15 protein-coding genes, 1 pseudogene and 1 other annotated feature are annotated in these 17810 nt (G+C 54.3%); of the genes and pseudogenes, 12 read left to right on the top strand and 4 right to left on the bottom strand.

The window, feature by feature from the left end; translation table 11 throughout:
• Positions 1 to 188 precede the first annotated feature (188 nt).
• The 5 genes from HOLDEFILI_RS02045 to rhaD all read left to right on the top strand — a co-directional run bounded on the left by HOLDEFILI_RS02045 (position 189) and on the right by rhaD (position 4742).
• Positions 189 to 1319, top strand: a complete 1131-nt coding sequence (locus HOLDEFILI_RS02045) for an alkaline phosphatase family protein (protein WP_050766905.1) — start codon at positions 189 to 191, stop codon at positions 1317 to 1319.
• Positions 1306 to 2097 (top strand): nucleoside phosphorylase, encoded by a 792-nt coding sequence (locus HOLDEFILI_RS02050; RefSeq protein ID WP_006057690.1) that lies wholly within the window; start codon positions 1306 to 1308, stop codon positions 2095 to 2097. The genes HOLDEFILI_RS02045 and HOLDEFILI_RS02050 overlap by 14 nt, the downstream gene beginning before the upstream one ends.
• 161 nt (positions 2098 to 2258) lie before the next feature.
• Complete coding sequence (gene rhaM / locus HOLDEFILI_RS02055) at positions 2259 to 2573, top strand: L-rhamnose mutarotase (RefSeq protein WP_006057691.1); 315 nt, start codon at positions 2259 to 2261, stop codon at positions 2571 to 2573.
• A 73-nt stretch (positions 2574 to 2646) separates the two neighbouring features.
• Complete coding sequence (locus tag HOLDEFILI_RS02060) at positions 2647 to 3915, top strand: L-rhamnose isomerase (protein WP_006057692.1); 1269 nt, start codon at positions 2647 to 2649, stop codon at positions 3913 to 3915.
• On the top strand, positions 3912 to 4742 hold the full coding sequence (rhaD, locus tag HOLDEFILI_RS02065) for a rhamnulose-1-phosphate aldolase (RefSeq protein WP_006057693.1): 831 nt from the start codon (positions 3912 to 3914) through the stop codon (positions 4740 to 4742). The genes HOLDEFILI_RS02060 and rhaD overlap by 4 nt, the downstream gene beginning before the upstream one ends.
• Before the next feature lie 428 nt (positions 4743 to 5170).
• Here the strand turns inward: rhaD and HOLDEFILI_RS02075 are convergent, their stop codons facing one another.
• The gene (locus tag HOLDEFILI_RS02075) at positions 5171 to 5944 is read right to left on the bottom strand and encodes a response regulator transcription factor (RefSeq protein WP_039863696.1); all 774 of its coding nucleotides are present in this window, start codon (positions 5942 to 5944) and stop codon (positions 5171 to 5173) included.
• Positions 5916 to 7631, bottom strand: coding sequence for a cache domain-containing sensor histidine kinase (locus HOLDEFILI_RS18170; RefSeq protein WP_006057697.1), 1716 nt, complete (start codon positions 7629 to 7631; stop codon positions 5916 to 5918). The genes HOLDEFILI_RS02075 and HOLDEFILI_RS18170 overlap by 29 nt, the downstream gene beginning before the upstream one ends.
• A 125-nt stretch (positions 7632 to 7756) precedes the next feature.
• On the opposite strand from HOLDEFILI_RS18170, the gene HOLDEFILI_RS02085 reads away from it, so the two are divergent.
• The gene (locus HOLDEFILI_RS02085) at positions 7757 to 9241 is read left to right on the top strand and encodes a flavocytochrome c (protein ID WP_006057698.1); all 1485 of its coding nucleotides are present in this window, start codon (positions 7757 to 7759) and stop codon (positions 9239 to 9241) included.
• A 258-nt stretch (positions 9242 to 9499) separates the two neighbouring features.
• Here the strand turns inward: HOLDEFILI_RS02085 and HOLDEFILI_RS02090 are convergent, their stop codons facing one another.
• Together HOLDEFILI_RS02090 and HOLDEFILI_RS20465 are read right to left on the bottom strand one after the other, a co-directional pair.
• Positions 9500 to 10897, bottom strand: coding sequence for a GNAT family N-acetyltransferase (locus HOLDEFILI_RS02090; protein ID WP_006057700.1), 1398 nt, complete (start codon positions 10895 to 10897; stop codon positions 9500 to 9502).
• A 94-nt stretch (positions 10898 to 10991) separates the two neighbouring features.
• Positions 10992 to 12121 (bottom strand): annotated as a pseudogene (locus HOLDEFILI_RS20465) (glycerate kinase).
• 252 nt (positions 12122 to 12373) lie between these two features.
• Between HOLDEFILI_RS20465 and bcp the strand changes: the two are divergent.
• The 6 genes from bcp to HOLDEFILI_RS02125 all read left to right on the top strand — a co-directional run.
• Positions 12374 to 12835, top strand: a complete 462-nt coding sequence (gene bcp / locus HOLDEFILI_RS02100) for a thioredoxin-dependent thiol peroxidase (RefSeq protein WP_006057703.1) — start codon at positions 12374 to 12376, stop codon at positions 12833 to 12835.
• Between the two features lie 274 nt (positions 12836 to 13109).
• Positions 13110 to 13514: a hypothetical protein gene (locus HOLDEFILI_RS02105; RefSeq protein ID WP_039863701.1), complete on the top strand. Its 405-nt coding sequence runs from the start codon at positions 13110 to 13112 to the stop codon at positions 13512 to 13514.
• Positions 13515 to 13613: 99 nt separating this feature from the next.
• Positions 13614 to 14597, top strand: a complete 984-nt coding sequence (locus HOLDEFILI_RS02110) for a nucleoid-associated protein (protein WP_006057705.1) — start codon at positions 13614 to 13616, stop codon at positions 14595 to 14597.
• Between the two features lie 241 nt (positions 14598 to 14838).
• Positions 14839 to 15050 (top strand) — a binding site (T-box leader).
• Between the two features lie 39 nt (positions 15051 to 15089).
• A complete protein-coding gene (locus tag HOLDEFILI_RS02115; RefSeq protein ID WP_006057706.1) occupies positions 15090 to 16649 on the top strand; it encodes an ABC transporter substrate-binding protein/permease in 1560 nt (519 codons plus the stop codon).
• Entirely contained in the window at positions 16642 to 17385 is a 744-nt protein-coding gene (locus HOLDEFILI_RS02120; protein WP_006057707.1) for an amino acid ABC transporter ATP-binding protein, read from the top strand. The genes HOLDEFILI_RS02115 and HOLDEFILI_RS02120 overlap by 8 nt, the downstream gene beginning before the upstream one ends.
• A gap of 105 nt (positions 17386 to 17490) precedes the next feature.
• Positions 17491 to 17810: M14 family zinc carboxypeptidase (locus tag HOLDEFILI_RS02125; RefSeq protein ID WP_006057708.1), on the top strand; the 320-nt coding region annotated here is incomplete at its 3' end.

A 17810-nucleotide genomic window follows, 5' to 3' on the forward strand; every position in this document is an offset into this window, starting at 1 on the left:
TCGCGGGGATGGAATCGGAAAGTAAAATTTACCGGGAAGCAGTAATTTTAAGCGTAAAACCTTTGTCCTTTGGCTGCGGATTGGGTAAAATGAAGAACAGAGAAGCCGGGTTTTTCTTGGGTTCAGCGTCAGATGACGCGTTGAACACAAACCGGCGGACGGCATCGAAGAAAAGGAGGCTTAAGGAAATGGAACTGATCAAACCCGATTACCGCGGAGGAATCTTAGGTGTCATCAATGCCTGGCGGAAGGAGCTTGGATTAAGCGTTCATCACCCGGCGGATCCGCAGGTGAGCGCCTGGCTGGCTGAACATCAATGGAATCAGATCGTCGTGCTGTTGATCGACGGGATGGGTTCCCGGCTGTTGGAAACCAAACTGGAAAAGGACAGTTTTCTGCGGACGCATCAGCTCAAGGAAGTGACGACGGTGTATCCTTCGACCACCTCGGCCGCGACGACCAGCGTGCTCAGCGGGAAATCCCCGGCGGAAAACGGCTGGATCGGCTGGCATCAATATTTTAAGGAACTGGATGATTCCTTGATTTTGTTCATGAACCGCAGTTATTACGGAGAGCGAAGCTATCCTGAATACTCGTATACGCATATCCCGTTTTTGAATCAGAAGGATGAGCTGACCCGGATGGGGAAAACGGCGCTGGAGCTGTATCCGGCTTTCCGTGAAGGCGGAGCGCACAGCTTCGATGAATTGTGCGGTCAGATCGCCGCGCACAGCCAGGCACAGGACGCGCAGTTCATCTACGCCTATTGGGATCACTTCGATTCCCTGATGCATGTGAAAGGTCCCTCGGATCCGGCGTGTGCGGAAGAACTGAAGCAGATCGACGAGCGCTGCCGCAGGCTGGCCAGCCAGCTGGATCCAAGGACCGGTTTGATCATCATCGCCGATCATGGACAGGTCGACGTCGACAACATCAACCTGAGAGAGGAGCCTGAGCTGTTGGACTGCCTGCGTTTCGGCCCGACGGTGGAACCGCGCGGCACGGCGTTTTTTGTGAAGGATGGCCGGCTGGCGGAGTTCACGGAAAAGTTTGAACGGAAATATGCCGGCCGGTTCCTGTTGAAACCTTCGCAAACCTGGCTGGACGAAGGCCTGTTCGGTCCGGGTCCGATTCATCCGCGGACGCGGGAATTCCTCGGCGATGTGTTTGCGGTCGCGATCGGTTCCAGCTGTTTGGGGCTGTGGGAAAACGGGAAGCCGCCGTTTAAGGGGCAGCACGCGGGTTTAGGCGTGGAGGAAATGATGATTCCGGTCATTCTGGCCGCGCGCGAAACAGAGGATTCGGATGCGTTGGTTTGATCCGGAAGACCGCAGCGAAGCGGTGATCACGGCCCAGCGGCATGTGAAAAGCAGTCATGGCACCTCAGCGCCGCCGGTTCTGCCGGAGGTGTGCGTGCTGTTTGAAATGGGGCGGGCGCTCGATCAGCTGCGTCAGGATTACCCCTGTGAGGTGATCAGCGAACATCTGCCCTGTTTTCTGGATAATCCGCCGTGTCTGAGATTGCGGGATGCTCCGCATGTTTGCTTTACGAAAGGCGGCTATGGCGCGCCGGCGGCGGTTGATACGTTGGAAACTGTGCTGGCGCTCGGCGTAAAGAAGGTGATCGTCGCCGGCTTGTGCGGTGTTTTCGATCCTCGGGCGCAGGTGGGGGACGTTCTGATTCCGGCGCGGATTTACAGCGAGGAAGGTACGTCCAGACACTATGTGGAAAACGGCGAATGGGCGGGGGCGGATCCGGCGCTGTGCGCTTTTCTGCGTCAGGTGATGGCGAAAACGCTGCCGGTCAAAGCTTTGGATACTGTGACCACCGATGCGGTGTATCGTCAGACGATGAACAAGGAAGCCGCCTGGCGTGCGCTGGGCTGTGCCGGAGTCGACATGGAAGCCGCCGCTCTGCTTCAGGTCTGCGCGGTTTACGGCATCCCGGCCGCGGCGATGTTGTTGGCGTCGGACGGTCATCCGCTGCCTGAAACCAACACCGGCTGGAGCTGGGGCAGCGTGAACTTCGCGGAGGTCAGAAAACGCTGCATCGATCAGATCGTTCAGGCCGGCGTGCAGCTGGGGAAAGAAATCTGAATTGCGGGCTAACGAAAATTCCGATTCCATCAACCTGTCCTTTTACCGCTTCGCTGTTTTTCCTGGAAAACAGCGAAGCTTTTCGTTTTTCCCGCCCGATTTCTGCTATACTGAAACTGGAAAATAAGGCGTGCAAAGATGCGCGGAAAGGGGTTGGCAACATGATTCGCAAAGCGTTTAAAATGAAATTATACCCTGGCAAGGAAGCGGAGTACAAACGGCGGCATGATGAGCTGTGGCCGCAGATGAAGCAGATGATCCATGACTACGGCGGGCATGACTATTCGATTTTTCTCGATCCGGAAACATTGACGTTGTTCGCGGTGCTGCAGATTGAGGATGAGGAACGCTGGGCGGCTTCGGCCCAGACGGAAATCTGCCGGAAATGGTGGGATTCAATGGCGGAGCTGATGGAAACAAACCCCGACAACAGTCCGGTCAGTGTGGACTTAATCCCGGTGTTTTATTTGAAATAGCGGGAAAAGAGAGGATCAGAGCATGACGGAACGTCTTGATTTCTGATCCCAATATTCATAAGGAGGAAAGAAAATGACGGTTTCATCAGAAAGATTTCAGCTGGCGGCTGCGGATTACGCGCTTCTGGGAGTCGATGTGGAAGCGGCGCTGAACGCGCTTGCCGGAATTCCCATCTCCATTCATTGTTGGCAAGGCGACGATGTGATCGGCTTCGACGGTGCCGGGGCGGTTTCTGGCGGGATTCAGGCGACCGGCAATTATCCCGGCCGCGCGCGGAATTTCACGCAGCTGAAGCAGGATATTGAAACGGCGCTGCGCTTGATCCCCGGACAGCACCGGCTGAATCTGCATGCCAGCTATGCTGTGTTTGAGCCTGGCCCAAAGGTGGACCGCGATCAGCTGAATCCGGAGCATTTCCAGCCGTGGATCGATTTCGCGAAGGAAAACGGACTGGGGCTGGACTTCAATCCGACGCTGTTCGGACATCCGCTGGCGGAGGCTGCGACCCTTTCCAGCGAAGATGAAGCAATCCGGCAGTTCTGGATCCGCCATTGTCAGGCCTGCATCAAAATCGCTGAAGCCTTTGCGGATCAGCTTGAGGACACAAGTCTGGTCAACATTTGGATTCCCGACGGATTAAAGGATATTCCAGCCGACCGGACGTCTCCGCGCGCCCGCTTAAAAGCTTCGCTCGATCAGATTCTGACGCTGGATTATGACCGCTCGAAGGTGAAGATCGCCGTAGAATCGAAGGTGTTCGGCATCGGGATCGAAAGCTACACCGTCGGCTCGCACGAATTTTACATGAACTACGCCGCGCGGAACCAGCTGCTTTGCCTGTTGGATTCCGGGCATTACCATCCGACGGAAATGATCAGCGATAAAATTTCATCGATGTTATTGTTCAGCGACGAGTTGGCGCTGCACATCAGCCGGCCGGTGCGCTGGGACAGCGATCACGTCGTGCTGTATGACGATGAAACGCGGCAGATCGCTCAGGAAATCATCCGCAGCGACGTTCGCCGGGTCCGCATTGCGACCGATTATTTTGATGCCAGCATCAACCGCATCGCAGCCTGGGTGATCGGCGTGCGCAGCGTTCAGAAAGCGCTGCTCAACGCCCTGTTAACGCCACAGGCAACGCTGGCCGAGCTGCAAAGACAGCGCCGTTTCACCGAGCTGATGGCGCTGCAGGAACAACTGAAAATGGCGTCGCTGGGAGCGGTCTGGGATGTATTCTGTCAACGTCAGGGCGTTCCGGGCGAGTCGGAATGGCTGAAGGAAGTACAGGACTATGAATGCCGTGTACTGGTAAAACGAGAGAAAGAGGAACAAGCATGAAATGTTTAGAAACACCCTGGATGCAGGGCATGATTCGGATGTGCGGCGATGGCTTCCGGCAAGGCTGGCACGAGCGCAACGGCGGCAATCTGTCGTACCGCATTCCGCAGACCGAGCTTGAGGTGATTCGCGATCAGCTGAGCTTTGATCAGCCCTGGCAGCCGATCACAGCGAAGGTGCCGGGGTTGGCCGGCGAGTTCTTCGCCGTGACGGGAAGCGGCAAATATATGCGCAACATCGAGCTGAATCCGGCCGCCAATCTGGCGATCATTGAGATCAGTACCGACGGCATGCAATACCGGATTGTCTGGGGGTTGACCGAAGGCGGAAGACCGACCAGCGAGCTGCCGACGCATCTTATGAATCATGAGGTGAAAAAACGCGTCACGCAGGGGAAACACCGTGTGATCTATCACGCCCATCCGGCCAACCTGATCGCCCTGACGTTTATCCTGCCTTTGGATCCCGCGGTCTTTACGCGCGAGCTGTGGGAAATGGCGACGGAATGTCCGGTCGTGTTTCCGGAGGGCTTAGGCGTGGTGCAATGGATGGTGCCGGGCGGCCGGGCGATCGCCGAGGCCACGAGCGTGCAGATGGAACAGGTGAACGCCGTTGTCTGGGCGCACCACGGATTGTTCTGTTCAGGAACCGATTTTGATGAAACGTTCGGCTTGATGCACACGATCGAGAAGTCTGCCGAGATTTTGATCAAGGTGCTTTCCGTCACTCCGCATAAGCGGCAGACGATCACAACGGAGGATTTCATCGCGCTGGCCGAGGATTTTCACGTCACGCTGAATCCCCAGGCGCTGCATCAAAACGACTGAGCGGCTGTCCGGCGGATCAAATTTCAGGAATAAGTTTAAATGAAGTTTTCGGAGTCAGACTTCACAAAAAATATTGAAATAAGAAACAAGGAAGTAATGAAAAAGGGAATGAACGTCAACGATCGGATGGAGGATCTTGAATGTTCGTTCCCTTTATCATTTTGCGAAACGTAAGAATTAAGCCTGGATCTCAGAGATAATATTTCTGCATTCTTTGTAAAAACTTGTGGGTAATCGGATAACCGGAGGCTTCGCCGATAACGGAATCCATGCCGCAATAAGGACAAACGGCTGTCCCTGCCGGATCATCAATCCACACTGTAATTTCCCGGGGATCAAAAATGGCAAGACAATAGAAACATCCGCAGCGTTGATCCTGAAGTCACTGTGCTTTGTGATTCGCGGAGAAAACATGACCTTTTTCAAGCTTATTCATGACGGGAATCCTCCGATGTTTGTTTTTCTTCCTTCATCATCTGGCGGCATTGCTGAGGACTGAGACCAAAGCGGTTTTTGAATACCCGGCAGAAATAATGCTGCGACGTGAAGCCGCACTGTTCGGCGATTTCCCACATCAGATACGGCTCCGGACTCAGCAGCATCGTCCGCGCCTTTGTCAGCCGTTTTTCGTTGATCAGTTCGCTGAACGTACAGTTGACCTCTTCTTTGATGATCCGCGACAGATAGGAAGCGGAAACGTGAAATTGTTCGGAGAGCTGATTGAGCGAAAACTCGCTGTCCGTCGCCCGGCGATCGATTTCCTGCAGCACCTGCGTGATCATCCGGCGGTCCTGATGCTGCGGGACCACGATCCGGGAGGTTGTGATCTCCTGCTGAAGCATCGCCGCGCAGCGATCCAGCACGGCGCTGAGCTGTTCCTCGGTGACCGGCTTCAGCAAGTAATCGACGACATGGTAGCGGCACGCTTTCTGCGCGTACTCAAAGTCGCTGTAACCGGAGATGATCACAAACCGCAGCCGCGGATCCTCATGGTAGCGCTCAATGACTTCCAGACCGCTGACTAACGGCATGTTGATATCCATGAAGACGATCGACGGCCGCAGCTGTTCGATCATCGCACACGCTTCTTCTCCCTGGGCCGCAGCGCCCACCACTTCCATATCCTTACGGCAGTGGCCGATCATCTTGGTCAAGCCCCGCCGGGTCATCGCTTCATCGTCGCAAATCAATATTTTCCACATCATGATCCTCCTCAATTGTCGGAATCCGCACCGTAACCACCGTGCCCTGTCCGCTCGTGCTGTCCAGTGTCAGTCCGTAGTCCTTGCCATAGGTTAAACGAATCCGCTGGTGGACGTTGACCAGACCGAAACCCAGACTGCTTTTTCCTGTGTCGAACGCCCGGCGCAGCTGGCCGAGCGTTTCGGAGTCCATCCCCACACCGTTGTCGCTGACCTTAATTTCCACGTCTGCACCGCGGCGGCGCGCCTGAATCGACAGCGTACACGGATGCGGGCACGGCTTGATGCCATGCGCAACCGCGTTTTCCGCCAGCGGCTGCAGCAGCAGCTTCAGCATTAACAACGATTGCGTTTCAGGCGAAGCTTCAATCGTGAAATCAAACTGCTCCGCAAACCGCATTTTCTGAATTTCCAGATAATACCGGACGTGGTCCAGCTCACGAGGCAGGGGAATGAACTCGTCGCCGCGGTTCAGGGAAATCCGGTAAAAGCTGGATAACGTGCTGATCAGCTGAAGCATGTCTTCATCGTTGTGATCGTAAGCCATCCAGTGCAGCATATCAAGCGTGTTGTAGAGAAAGTGTGGGTTGATCTGAGCTTGCAAGATCCGCAGCTCGGCCCGCCGTTTTGCTTTTTCCTGATCGAGCAGCTGGTTCATCAGCCGCTGGATCTGGGCCGTCAGCTTGTTGAAGGAACGGGCCAGCGTCGCGATTTCATCACCGCCTCGTTCTTCTGCCCGGATGCTCAGATCGCCGGTTCCGGCCTGATCCATCGTCGCGCACAGCTGAGCCAGCGGCCGGCTGATCGTGCGGGAAAGCAGGATCGCCGCGAAGATCGTCACGCCTAACAAGACGATCCACACCATCGCCAGCGTTCCTAATAAAGAATAGGTGTTCTGCATCAAGACGGAACGCGGCACCTGCGTGCATAAAAACCAATCCTCCGTCATCGGAATCGGCGTGAAGTAGAAAAACGAATTGCCGTCCGAGACATAACGGGTGGATACCGGCGGATCTACTTTCAGATGCTCGGCGAACTGCGCCAGCTTCGCGCTGCTCAGCGCTTCCGGCAGCACGGTGTAGTTGCGTCCCTCGCTATCCATAATCCACGATACCCCGTCATAGAAATCAATCCCCTGCGCCAGCTCCGTCAGCCGGTTGAGCGCGATCGCGCCGTTGATAAAACCATACGGTACGCCGTCTTTGCGCAGCGGATAACAGATCAGGGCGATCGGGGCGTTGTCGGTCTTGGAGGTGACCGGTTCGCTCAGAATAAACGGTTCATCGCCGGTCATCGCGCGTTCAAAATAATCGCGGCCGGATACGTCGATCGTCTTATCCTGGGCTACCCAGCCGATCCCATCGCGCATGCCGATGGCGAAGGTGCCCCATTGATTGCCATAGCGCTGTCCGACGTCGGCGTTGAGCGTTTCGACAAACGGCCGGATGTTGTCAAAGTCCATCGACTGCACCGCCGGGCTGAGCGCGATGATTTCCAGTTCGCTGACACGCTGGGCCAGCCAGTCGCCGGCTTCGCGGGCTTTGGCATCGAACAGCTGGACGCTGGTGGAGGAGACCAGCTGCTGATTGGCGTGGGAAACGGTCAGGTACACAAGGCTCATCAGAACCGCAAAGGCGGCGGTGATCAGCGCGCTGAACGTCACGATCATTCGGGTTTTAAATTTCATGGGGATCACCTCAGGTTGATAAAGTACAAATTTCCGAAAATTTGTGCAAATACAAACAAGTCCTGCCGGGCTATAATGCTAATGTAATCACAAATAAGTGATGTTGTCAAAGGGAGGAAAAAGAAATGAAGAAAGTAACTCTTTTGGCGTTAGCGGGCGTTATGGCGCTGAGCCTGACCGCTTGTTCGCAGAAGCCTGCGGAACAGCCGAAGACCAGTGACGAGCCGAAAACCGCGGACGTCAATACTGAAGCAGACGTAATCGTCTTGGGCGCCGGCGGAGCCGGCATGGCGGCGGCGATCACCGCGAAGGAAAACGGCGCGAGCGTTCTCGTGCTGGAAAAAATGCCGATGGTCGGCGGCAACACGCTGATCTCCGGTGCGGAAATGGCCGCTCCGGGCAACTGGCTGCAGGAAAAGGAAGGAATCGAGGATTCCGTCGATCTGTTCTATGAAGACATCATGAAGGGCGGCGACAATATCGCGGATCCGGAAGTCGTCCGGGTTCTGGCTGAAAATGCCCTGAGCGCTGCGGAATGGCTGCGCGACGACGTGCATGTTCAGTTCGAGGATAATATGTTATTCTTCGGCGGTCATTCTGTCAAGCGCAGTCTGGTTCCGCTGAACGCCAGCGGCGTAGAACCGATTCAGAAGTTAAAGGCTAAATGCGACGAGCTGGGCATCGAAATTCAGACCGATACGCCGGCAACCAAACTGATCCAGGACGAAGCGGGCAAAGTGATCGGCGTCGAAGCGCAGCATGACGGTCAGACTCTGACCTACACCGCTCACAACGGCGTGATCATCGCTACCGGCGGCTTTGGCTCCAATCTGGAAATGCGCAAGCAGTACAACCCGATGATGGATGAAAAAATCCTGTCCACCAACAGCGTTGGATCGACCGGCGACGGCATCACGATGGCGGAAGCGATCGGCGCGAAGCTGGTCGACATGGAATGGATCCAGACTTATCCGACCTGCGATGCGGAAACCGGACGCTTACTGTATGTCGGCGACGTCCGTCTGGACGGCCGTGCGATCTTAGTCAACCTGGAAGGCAAGCGGTTCGTTGAGGAACTGGAACGCCGCGACGTCATCTCCAAAGCGGTCACGGAAACCACCGACGGCTTCTCGTATCTGTTCTGGGATGAAGCTTCGATGGTCGCTTCCGGCGTCCGCGAGCAGCATCAAAACGAATATGATGATCTGATTGAACGCGGCATGTTGGTGAAAGCCGACACGATTGAAGAAGCGGCAGCGCATTTCGGCATCGACGCGGAAAACCTGAAAGCCACAGTTGCGAAGTATAACGAATATTGCGAAAAGGGCAAGGATGAGGAATTCAACAAGCGCGGCGATCTGATCGCCTTCGGCGAAGGTCCTTACTATATCATGAAGTCGATCCCGGCAATCCACCACACGATGGGCGGCATCAAGATTAATCCGGAAGCTCAGGTAGTCAACGTTGACGGCAACGTCATCGAAAATCTGTATGCGGCTGGCGAAGTAACCGGCGGCATCCACGGCACCAACCGTTTAGGCTCCGACGCGATTGCGGATATCATGGTCTTCGGCCGGATCGCAGGCGCTAACGCGGCAGCGAACAAATAAGCAAAAATTTAAGTTCAGCCGGTATTTTCTGAAAAGAAAACCGGTGATCAAGGAAATCAAAAGCCCCGTTCTTTCAGAAATGAAAGCTGCGGGGCTTTTATCTGTTATTCTTCCGCTCCTTGATCAAAGCACTGCCCGGAACCAAGGCATCCATAAAACAGAAACATGCGATTCCTAGCGTTGTTCTCAGCCTTCATCCTGCGCCAATATTAAAGCGAGTCAGTGCTATCCTTTTATTTCTATCAATCTAAGCGCCGCTTACAAACGGCTCAGCTCTTTGAGAATTTCCCGCAGCGCCGTCTGCACGTCCTGATCGCTTAACGGCCCCTCCGGCAGTTTGACGACCTGGTCAAAACCGAGAATTTCGGCCTGGGCAACCTGGGTTTCCGCCGGCGTCACTAAAATCGTGAGCATATCCTCATGATGTGCGATTGCCGCGGCCTGAGGCAGGGAACTGGGGGAGGCCGGGGACAGCGGTTTCTGCCGGAAGCAAAGCAAAGCGTCCGCGTGCCGCAGCCGCTCCCGGAAGCCAATCGTCGACATTAACGCCGCGACGCTGTCCTGGCACTTTCCCTGCAGCAGCGCCTGGATCGTATAGCCGAGTCCGTGACCGGCGGCCGCGCCCGGTTCGGCCGCCGCGGAAGTTTGCTTCAGCCAGCGGATTAACGGGGAAGCCGGCACGGTGTTCCGGTATAAGTCCTGGGGATCGCACAGCGCGATGAACGTTAAGCCGCGCAGTGTCTTTTTTAATTCCTGGTCGTCCGCCTGAACGATCTCCCCCCGATCGTCAAAGATAAACTTCATCCCCAGCGCTTCCAGCATGCCCAATCCGCCGTCAGCCGGACCCAAGGGACTCAGCACAAGATAAAACCGGCGGCATCCCTGCGTCAGGGCATGAAGAATCATCGTGCCGTAAAGCCGCGAATCAGAAAGCCCATTCAGCTCGGAAAATTCCAGGATCGCATTGTTGCCCCGGACGGCGTAGCTGATTTTACGCGCGGATAGAGCAGGATCCGGAGGCAGCGTAACCCGCTGGCAGACCGACTGACCGATCAGCGCATCGACATAGCCCTGCGCGCCATCGCTTAAATTACAGGAAACCGACTGGCATTGGGATACCGGTATGAACGTCTGCAGGATCTCGGTAAACGCCCGGGCATCCCAGCCGTTGTCAAAGGGCTCAGCCGCCAGAACTAACCGCGGCCGCAGCGTCTGGCGCAGGAAGAAGCGCCCCTGCAGCTGAACCGGCTGATGATCGCTGGCCATCAGCGTAAACCCTTCTTTAAGAAAGAACGGCAGCGAGGCCAGTAAGACGATCACCTGGAGTTCGAAATGATGATGTTTTTTTGCATAGCGGCGGGCCTGGTGCAGCAGTTCGCTGGATACGCCTTCGCCCTGATGCTGCTGAACGACCGACAACAAGTCGATCTGCCAGCGCTGGGGATCGAGCGCCAGAAGACCGATGATCTGGCCGCCGTCATCCTCCGCCGCAAAGATTTCCCATTGCGGCCGGGGTTTATTCGGCACGACTTCCGAAACGTCCCAGCTGCACGCCTTGACGCAGGTCTGCCGCGGAGCGTGCAGCATTCGCCGGCTGGAATCGAAAAACTCTTGAATCTGCTGCCGCTGACCGGCAGGGTTATGACGAATTTTCATGATCTACCTCTTTTGGCTGTTATTCCCATTCTATCATAATCCGGACTCGGGGAAAATGTTCTTGACAGCGCTTTCAGAAAAAAGCTGGATTTTCTTATTGTTCTCGATCAATGGATTGATTTCGTTTCAGCCAGGCTGCCCATTCTTCCTGCAGCCGCCGGGGGGCCTGACAAATACTTTCCTGCTTGCTCATAGAGGGTTTCTGCAGCACGAGCACATCGCGGAAGCCCGCTTCCAGCAACGCTGTTTTCGCAATTCCCAGCTGGCCGCATACCGCCAGCACCGGCACGTTGGCCGCCTGGGCATGGTGCAGAATACCTAAGGGAACCTTGCCCTGCAGACTCTGCGAGTCGATCCGGCCTTCACCGGTGATAATCAGATCGGCCTGGATCAGTAGTTCGTCTAACTGCATCCAATGCAAAAGCTGTTCCAGTCCGCTGCGGATTTCACAGCGGAACACTCCTTTTAACATCAAACCGCAGGCGCCGGCGGCGCCCAAGCCCGGCTGCGCGGCGAGGGAACAGTTCTGCCAGGTCTCCACTTTGCGCGTCAGCTGTTCGGTATTGCGGTCCAGCTGCGCGATCAGCGCCTCGTCCGCACCTTTTGGCGGGCGAAGACCCGGGCCGCACCGTTGGTTCCGAATAAAGGATTGGTGACGTCGCACAGACAGATCAGCCGCACCACGGAATTGAATAATTCACAGTCAGAAAGATCCAGCGCTTCAATTTGATCCAGCGTCGCTCCGGTAGGCAGGAAGGATTTTCCGTGATGAAGAAACCGCACGCCCAGTGCCGCCGCGATTCCACAACCGCCATCGTGCGTGCCGCTGCCGCCTAAGCCGAGATAAATCGTTTGGCATCCCGCGTCCAGGGCAGCCTTGATCTGTAAGCCTGTGCCGTAAGTCGTCGCCAGCGCCGGATTGCGGGGATGGCATAAACCCAAGCCGCTGCACTGCGCTAGTTCGATGACCGCTTCCGCTTCTCTCCGGGCCCAGGCCGCGGTCAAAGGCTGCCGCTGCGGATCGCAGAAGGTTCCTTCCTGACGGAGAAATCCGCCGTTTTTTACAACGGCTTCGACTAAGCCTTCGCCCCCGTCGCTGATCGGCAGCACGGTTACCTCCACTTCCGGAAAAAGCTTGCGCGTGGTGATGGCAATGCGTTCTCCGATTTCGCTGCTGGACATACAACCTTTAAAGGAGTCGGATGCGACGATAATTTTCTCCATGATGGACCTCCATTTCCGTTTTAAGATGTTGCTTGTAAAAAAACAAGACGGCAGTTTCCGTACAATATTCTTAAATTGATTATAACATTATTCAGTCCCATTCCGGCATTCAGAAGAACATTGGATTCACGTTTTCTCCGACGGGTCTAGGAAGCCGGATCAAGGAAAATTCAGGCGTATCAGTAGGCAGAAATAAGAAAAACGGGTATGATAAAGCTAATCAGAGAAAAATGAAAGAAAGGACGAACAACTATGGAAAAAGCCTACGATTTTAAACTTAACGACAGCGAGGGCAACGAAGTTGCGCTGCACGACTTTTTAGGCCAGAAGGTCGTCGTTTATTTTTATCCCAAAGACAGCACGCCGGGCTGCACGAAGCAGGCCTGCAGCTACCGCGATCATTTCACGGAACTGGCCGCACGAAATCTCAAGGTGATCGGCATCTCCAAAGACTCCGCGACATCTCATCAGAAATTTATCGCTAAACAGAGCCTGAATTTTACACTGCTTTCCGATCCTGACCGCATCGCGATCGAAGCCTACGGCGTCTGGCAGGAAAAGATGATGTATGGTAAAAAGGTGATGGGGGTGGCGCGCACGACGTTTGTGATCGACGAGCAGGGAAACATCTTGAAACGTTTTGATAAAGTGAAGCCCGATCAGGATGTCGCGCAAGTGCTGGCATTCATCGACGGATTGGAAGGACAGAATTAAATTTCCAATTCCGATTTTTATAACTTTCAACAGGATAATCGGTCTGGAACAATTTTGATTCCAGACTTTTTAAGTCGCTTCGGGGATGAAAAAGGCGTCGTTTTCAGCATAATTAAATAAGCAGGAAAATAACGGAAATGTAAGCGCTGTGATCATTTCTGTGACGAACATTGTCGAAATTAAAAAAATAAGGATATTATTCATTTCAGCATATTCACTTTTCCTAAAACATAGTATAATGATGATAAGCAAAGGAACAGGATGGGTGATCAGGATGAATAAGAAACAAACAAAGATCATCGGCAATACGCTGGTGGAAGAATATGCCGTGCCGCTGAAAACAGAGGAAAACGCGACGCTGCAGCTGTTGGAGTACGCTGACCGGATTGCGAATTTAGATGCGTTTATTGTGGATTATATTCGGCTGGAAGAACTTCAGATGTATTCGGAGGACCGGGGCATTCCAGTCTATACCGATGTGGAAAGTCTGGCGATCGTCAAGCATGATCTGGCGAAAGAGTCGATTCGCACATGTTTAGTTAAGGGGTTCTACATGAACATTGATTTGTCGGTCATCGTCGATATGCAGTCAAAGACGATCCGCTTTAACCGCAGCCGGTTCAGCACGCTGAACACCGATGACATCATCGCCGCGGTGGCCGGGACGCCGCAGCTGTAATCAGTAAAACAGGACATTTCTGAAAGGAGATGTCTTTTCTTTTTGCGTGAAAAAAGGTAAACTTAGCGCTGGATAAAGGAGGAATCGCTTGTGGAAACAATGGAATTAAAAACCGCGATTCTGCACAGCCTGGATATGAATCTGGGGATGCCGGTGGTATCGCAGGTGGAATTGGAACCGACGGATTTTTTGAATACCTATCTGGAAAAACGGCTGCAGCGTCTGGCCGGCAGCGAACATTGCCGCACCAGTACGACGGCCAGCATCGGCGGGGTCAGTCTGGATGAGGTATTGAAAGCCTCGGACTGGCAGGCATTTTATGAATTCACGCTGCAGCTGCTGGAAAAGCTGTTCAACTACCGCCAAAGCAACGGCGGCCAGAGCGCGGACGTCCTGTTCGCGCTGCTGGAAATCGACCGGCATTTAAGCTTATATGTCGGAATTCTGGATTACCGCAGCTCGCTGATTCATCATCTCAGCCAGGATGAGCGTCAGACCCGGCTGGAGCTGGTCGAGTATCAGACGACGCTGCCCGGCGCGTCGGCCGGGGTAAGCTTCGAGTTCTGCACCGATCTGTTCACCGGGCTGACACAGCTGATCGAGAAGAAGGAAAAAGGCTTTACGCCGCTTTCAGAGCTGCTGCTGAACCAACAATTTGAAATGACGCCGAAGGAAAAGATCAAGGCGGCGCAGAAAATCGTGCAGGAAATTCATCCCAGTGACGATCTCACCGAAATGAACCGCCGTGTTGAATTCAAACAGAAAGTCGCGGAATCGCTGCAGGAAAAAGAGGAAGTCAACCTGGAAGAAGTCTTTGAGGAAATCTATGTCGATGATCCTTCAACGCTGTTTGAAGCGAAGGCGAAGCTGCAGGACCGCGGTCTGGATCAGCAGCGGATGGTCGTGACCAGCTCCGCCTACGACGCCAAGCTGAAAAAGCAGAAGCTGGTGACGGACAGCGGGATATCGATCGTTCTGCCGATCGATTATATGCACGATCAGAGCCATGTGGAATTCATCACCAATCCCGACGGCAGTCTGTCCATTCTGCTGAAAAACATCACGCATATCTATGATAAATAAAAGCGAAGGACGCCGGAACTAACTTCGGCTTGGAAAAATGCAGGGCAGAAGGGATTCAAGATGAATCCCCGGATCATTTCAGCCGGCCTTGTCCTGGCTGGCGGCGGCGGTCATTCAAGGTTGGAAAAAGGAATAAATGTAAAAAGTTACACTGCAAAATGTAAAAATTCTCTTTTGATCAGAAACATAGCGATTTCCGTCTTGACAACCGATTCAGTTTCGCTTAAACTGAATCCATATTCAAAATTCAGTGAACAGGAGAGTAGCTTAAGATATCCATCAGCGAGCCAAAACAGAGTGAAAGTTTGGCGGCACTGTCGAAAGCGAAGCGCACCTGGGAGAAGTTCAGATGAAAAAAGTAGTCTGAAACGTGAGTCTGCGTTAACGAACGAGGGGGTCGGAACAGTGGTTTCCGGCAACTAGGGTGGTACCGCGATGTGAGTCGTTCCTAGATTAGAGGAACGGCTTTTTTGTTTGGAAAAGAGGGGTAATATGAGAAAGATGAAAAACACGTTGATCCTGGCCGTTATGATTTTCTGCCTGTGGATCACAACCGGATTGTCGCTGGCGGCTGAGGAGGAACAGCCGGCTCAGGGCAATCCCGCCAACCGGCTGGAGGAAATCCTGCAGCGGGGCAAACTGATCGTCGCGACGTCGCCGGACTTTGCGCCGCAGGAGTTTATCGACGATTCCAAGAAAGGTCAGGAGCAGTATGTCGGCTCGGATATCCTGATGGCGCAGTATATTGCCGATCAGCTGGGCGTCGAGCTGGAAATTCAGGCGATGGACTTCGCGATGGTGCTCAGCTCGGTCGATCTGGGCGAAAGCGACATGGCCATCAGCGGCTTCGGCTGGAAGGAAGACCGCGAGGATTCCTTTGAATTATCCGACGGGTTTAACAAAACCGGAGAAGCGGCCTGTCAGGGGCTGATGATCCGCCGCGCGGATGCGGAGAAGTATCCGGATCTGGCCAGCTTCGACGGGAAACTGATCGCGGCGCAGGCCGGCTCGCTGCAGGAAAACTATGTGCAGACCCAACTGCCGCAGGCGACACTGGAAACGATCACGTCGATGGACATCGGCATCCTGAGTTTAACCACCAACAAGGTGGATGCGCTGGCTTCCGACTGCGACGTGGCCAAAGGCTATGTATCCAAGGACAATTCGCTGATCTTAGCGGATGCGCGCTTTGATACGACGCTGGAAGATCAGCACGCCGGCAACGTGCTCGCCGTCAAAAAAGGTGAAACCGAGCTGATTGCCGCGATCAACAACATTATTGCGGACATCAACGAAAAGGGCCTGTACGAACAATGGAAAAACGAAGCCAAGACGCGGGCTTCCGAGCTGGGCATTGAATTCGACGGCTCCGAAGGCGTGGCGAAGAAGTCGCCGGGCGTCATCCAGGTCTTCCAGGAGAATTCCGGCATCTTCATGAGCGGCTTGTGGGAAACCTTGAAGCTGGCGGCAATCACCGTCTTCTTCGGTACGATTTTCGGGGCGCTGATCGCGATCATCAAGCTGTCAAAGAATCCGCTGCTGAAATTCATCACGGCGGTGTATGTGGAAGTGCTGCGCGGCACGCCGATTCTCGTCCAGCTGTATATCTTCCGCTTCTTCTTGCCGATGGCCTTTCCGTGGCTGAACCTGTCGAAATATGCCTGCGTTGTCATCGCGCTGGTCTTCAACAGCTCCGCCTATGTTGCGGAAATTATCCGTTCCGGCATCCAGGCCGTGGACAAGGGCCAGAGTGAGGCGGCCAAGAGTCTGGGCATGTCCAACCGGCACATGATGATGAAAATCATTCTGCCGCAGGCGGTCAAGAACATTCTGCCGGCGCTGGGCAACGAGTTTGTCACGATGATCAAGGAAACCTCGCTGGCTTCCACCTTCTATATCGGTGAACTGATGTATACGCGGACGCTGTTAATGAGCACGAAGTTCTATGCCTGGCAGCCGCTGATCATCATCGCCGCGATCTACTTCGTCGTGACCTTCGTCTTGTCGAAGGGCATTCAATATATGGAAAAGAGGATGAGCGTCAGTGATTAATGCAGGAGCAAAATTAATTGAAGTTAAGGATCTGAAAAAGAATTTCGGATCGCTGGAAGTTTTAAAAGGAATCAACGAAACAATTCATAAGGGCGAGGTCGTTTCGATCATCGGCCCGTCCGGCAGCGGCAAGTCGACGTTTCTGCGGTGTCTGAACCTGCTGGAAAAGCCGACCAGCGGCCAGGTTATCTTTGAAGGCGTGGACATCGCCGACAAAAAGATCAACATCGATCACCACCGCCAGAAGATCGGCATGGTGTTCCAGCACTTCAACGTTTTCCCGCATTTAACCGTGCTGGAAAACATCACGATCACCCCGACGCTGGAAAAGAAGGTTCCGCAGAAGGAAGCTGAAGAAAAAGCGATGAAGCTGCTGAAGCAGGTCGGCCTGGAGGACAAGGCGCACGAATATCCGCGCAAGCTCTCCGGCGGTCAGAAGCAGCGGCTGGCGATCGTGCGGGCGATGGCGATGGAGCCGGACGTTATGTTGTTCGACGAACCGACCTCGGCGCTCGATCCGGAAATGGTCAAGGATGTTCTGGAGGTTATCCAGCAGCTGGCCGAAGGCGGCATGACGTGCGTGATCGTTACGCATGAAATGGGCTTTGCCCGTTCAGTCAGCGACCGCGTGCTGTTTATGGATGAGGGCGTGATTGCCGAACAGGGCAGTCCGGCGGAAATCTTCGATCACCCGACGCATCCGCGGACGATTGAATTCCTGAGCAAAGTGCTTTAAGAAACAGACGTTTCTGACAGGATCAGGACAGGGCGTGGGGCAAACCGGAATAAAAAAGGAATACCCCGCAGCCGCTAAGACGAAACTAAAATCGGAGGTGCCTCAATGAAAACAACCTTTCAGTACGATCATTACTATACTTATTCCGAGCTGACCGAAGCGCTGCAGACGCTGGTCAAAAACCATCCGGATTTACTTGCGATGGAATCAATCTGCAAGAGTGAAAAGGGCCGCGACGTGTGGGCGCTGACGCTGACTAATAAGCAGACGGGCGATCCGCTGGCAAAGCCGGCGTTCTATATCGACGCCAATACGCATGCCGGGGAAGTGACCGGTTCGATGGCGGCGCTGCATACGCTCGACGTCTTATGCACCAACTATGGCGAAGATGCGCAGCTGACGCGGCTGGCGGACACGCTGACGTT

The sequence above is a fragment of the Holdemania filiformis DSM 12042 genome, from assembly GCF_000157995.1.
Lineage (GTDB): Bacteria > Bacillota_I > Bacilli_A > Erysipelotrichales > Erysipelotrichaceae > Holdemania > Holdemania filiformis.

What these genes read in the sequence shown, in the direction of transcription:
- HOLDEFILI_RS02045 (WP_050766905.1), top strand. Translation starts at nt 189, where the DNA reads ATGGAACTGATCAAACCCGATTACCGCGGAGGAATCTTAGGTGTCATC.
- HOLDEFILI_RS02050 (WP_006057690.1), top strand. Translation starts at nt 1,306, where the DNA reads ATGCGTTGGTTTGATCCGGAAGACCGCAGCGAAGCGGTGATCACGGCC.
- rhaM (WP_006057691.1), top strand. Translation starts at nt 2,259, where the DNA reads ATGATTCGCAAAGCGTTTAAAATGAAATTATACCCTGGCAAGGAAGCG.
- HOLDEFILI_RS02060 (WP_006057692.1), top strand. Translation starts at nt 2,647, where the DNA reads ATGACGGTTTCATCAGAAAGATTTCAGCTGGCGGCTGCGGATTACGCG.
- rhaD (WP_006057693.1), top strand. Translation starts at nt 3,912, where the DNA reads ATGAAATGTTTAGAAACACCCTGGATGCAGGGCATGATTCGGATGTGC.
- HOLDEFILI_RS02075 (WP_039863696.1), bottom strand. Translation starts at nt 5,944, where the DNA reads ATGTGGAAAATATTGATTTGCGACGATGAAGCGATGACCCGGCGGGGC.
- HOLDEFILI_RS18170 (WP_006057697.1), bottom strand. Translation starts at nt 7,631, where the DNA reads ATGAAATTTAAAACCCGAATGATCGTGACGTTCAGCGCGCTGATCACC.
- HOLDEFILI_RS02085 (WP_006057698.1), top strand. Translation starts at nt 7,757, where the DNA reads ATGAAGAAAGTAACTCTTTTGGCGTTAGCGGGCGTTATGGCGCTGAGC.
- HOLDEFILI_RS02090 (WP_006057700.1), bottom strand. Translation starts at nt 10,897, where the DNA reads ATGAAAATTCGTCATAACCCTGCCGGTCAGCGGCAGCAGATTCAAGAG.
- bcp (WP_006057703.1), top strand. Translation starts at nt 12,374, where the DNA reads ATGGAAAAAGCCTACGATTTTAAACTTAACGACAGCGAGGGCAACGAA.
- HOLDEFILI_RS02105 (WP_039863701.1), top strand. Translation starts at nt 13,110, where the DNA reads ATGAATAAGAAACAAACAAAGATCATCGGCAATACGCTGGTGGAAGAA.
- HOLDEFILI_RS02110 (WP_006057705.1), top strand. Translation starts at nt 13,614, where the DNA reads ATGGAATTAAAAACCGCGATTCTGCACAGCCTGGATATGAATCTGGGG.
- HOLDEFILI_RS02115 (WP_006057706.1), top strand. Translation starts at nt 15,090, where the DNA reads ATGAGAAAGATGAAAAACACGTTGATCCTGGCCGTTATGATTTTCTGC.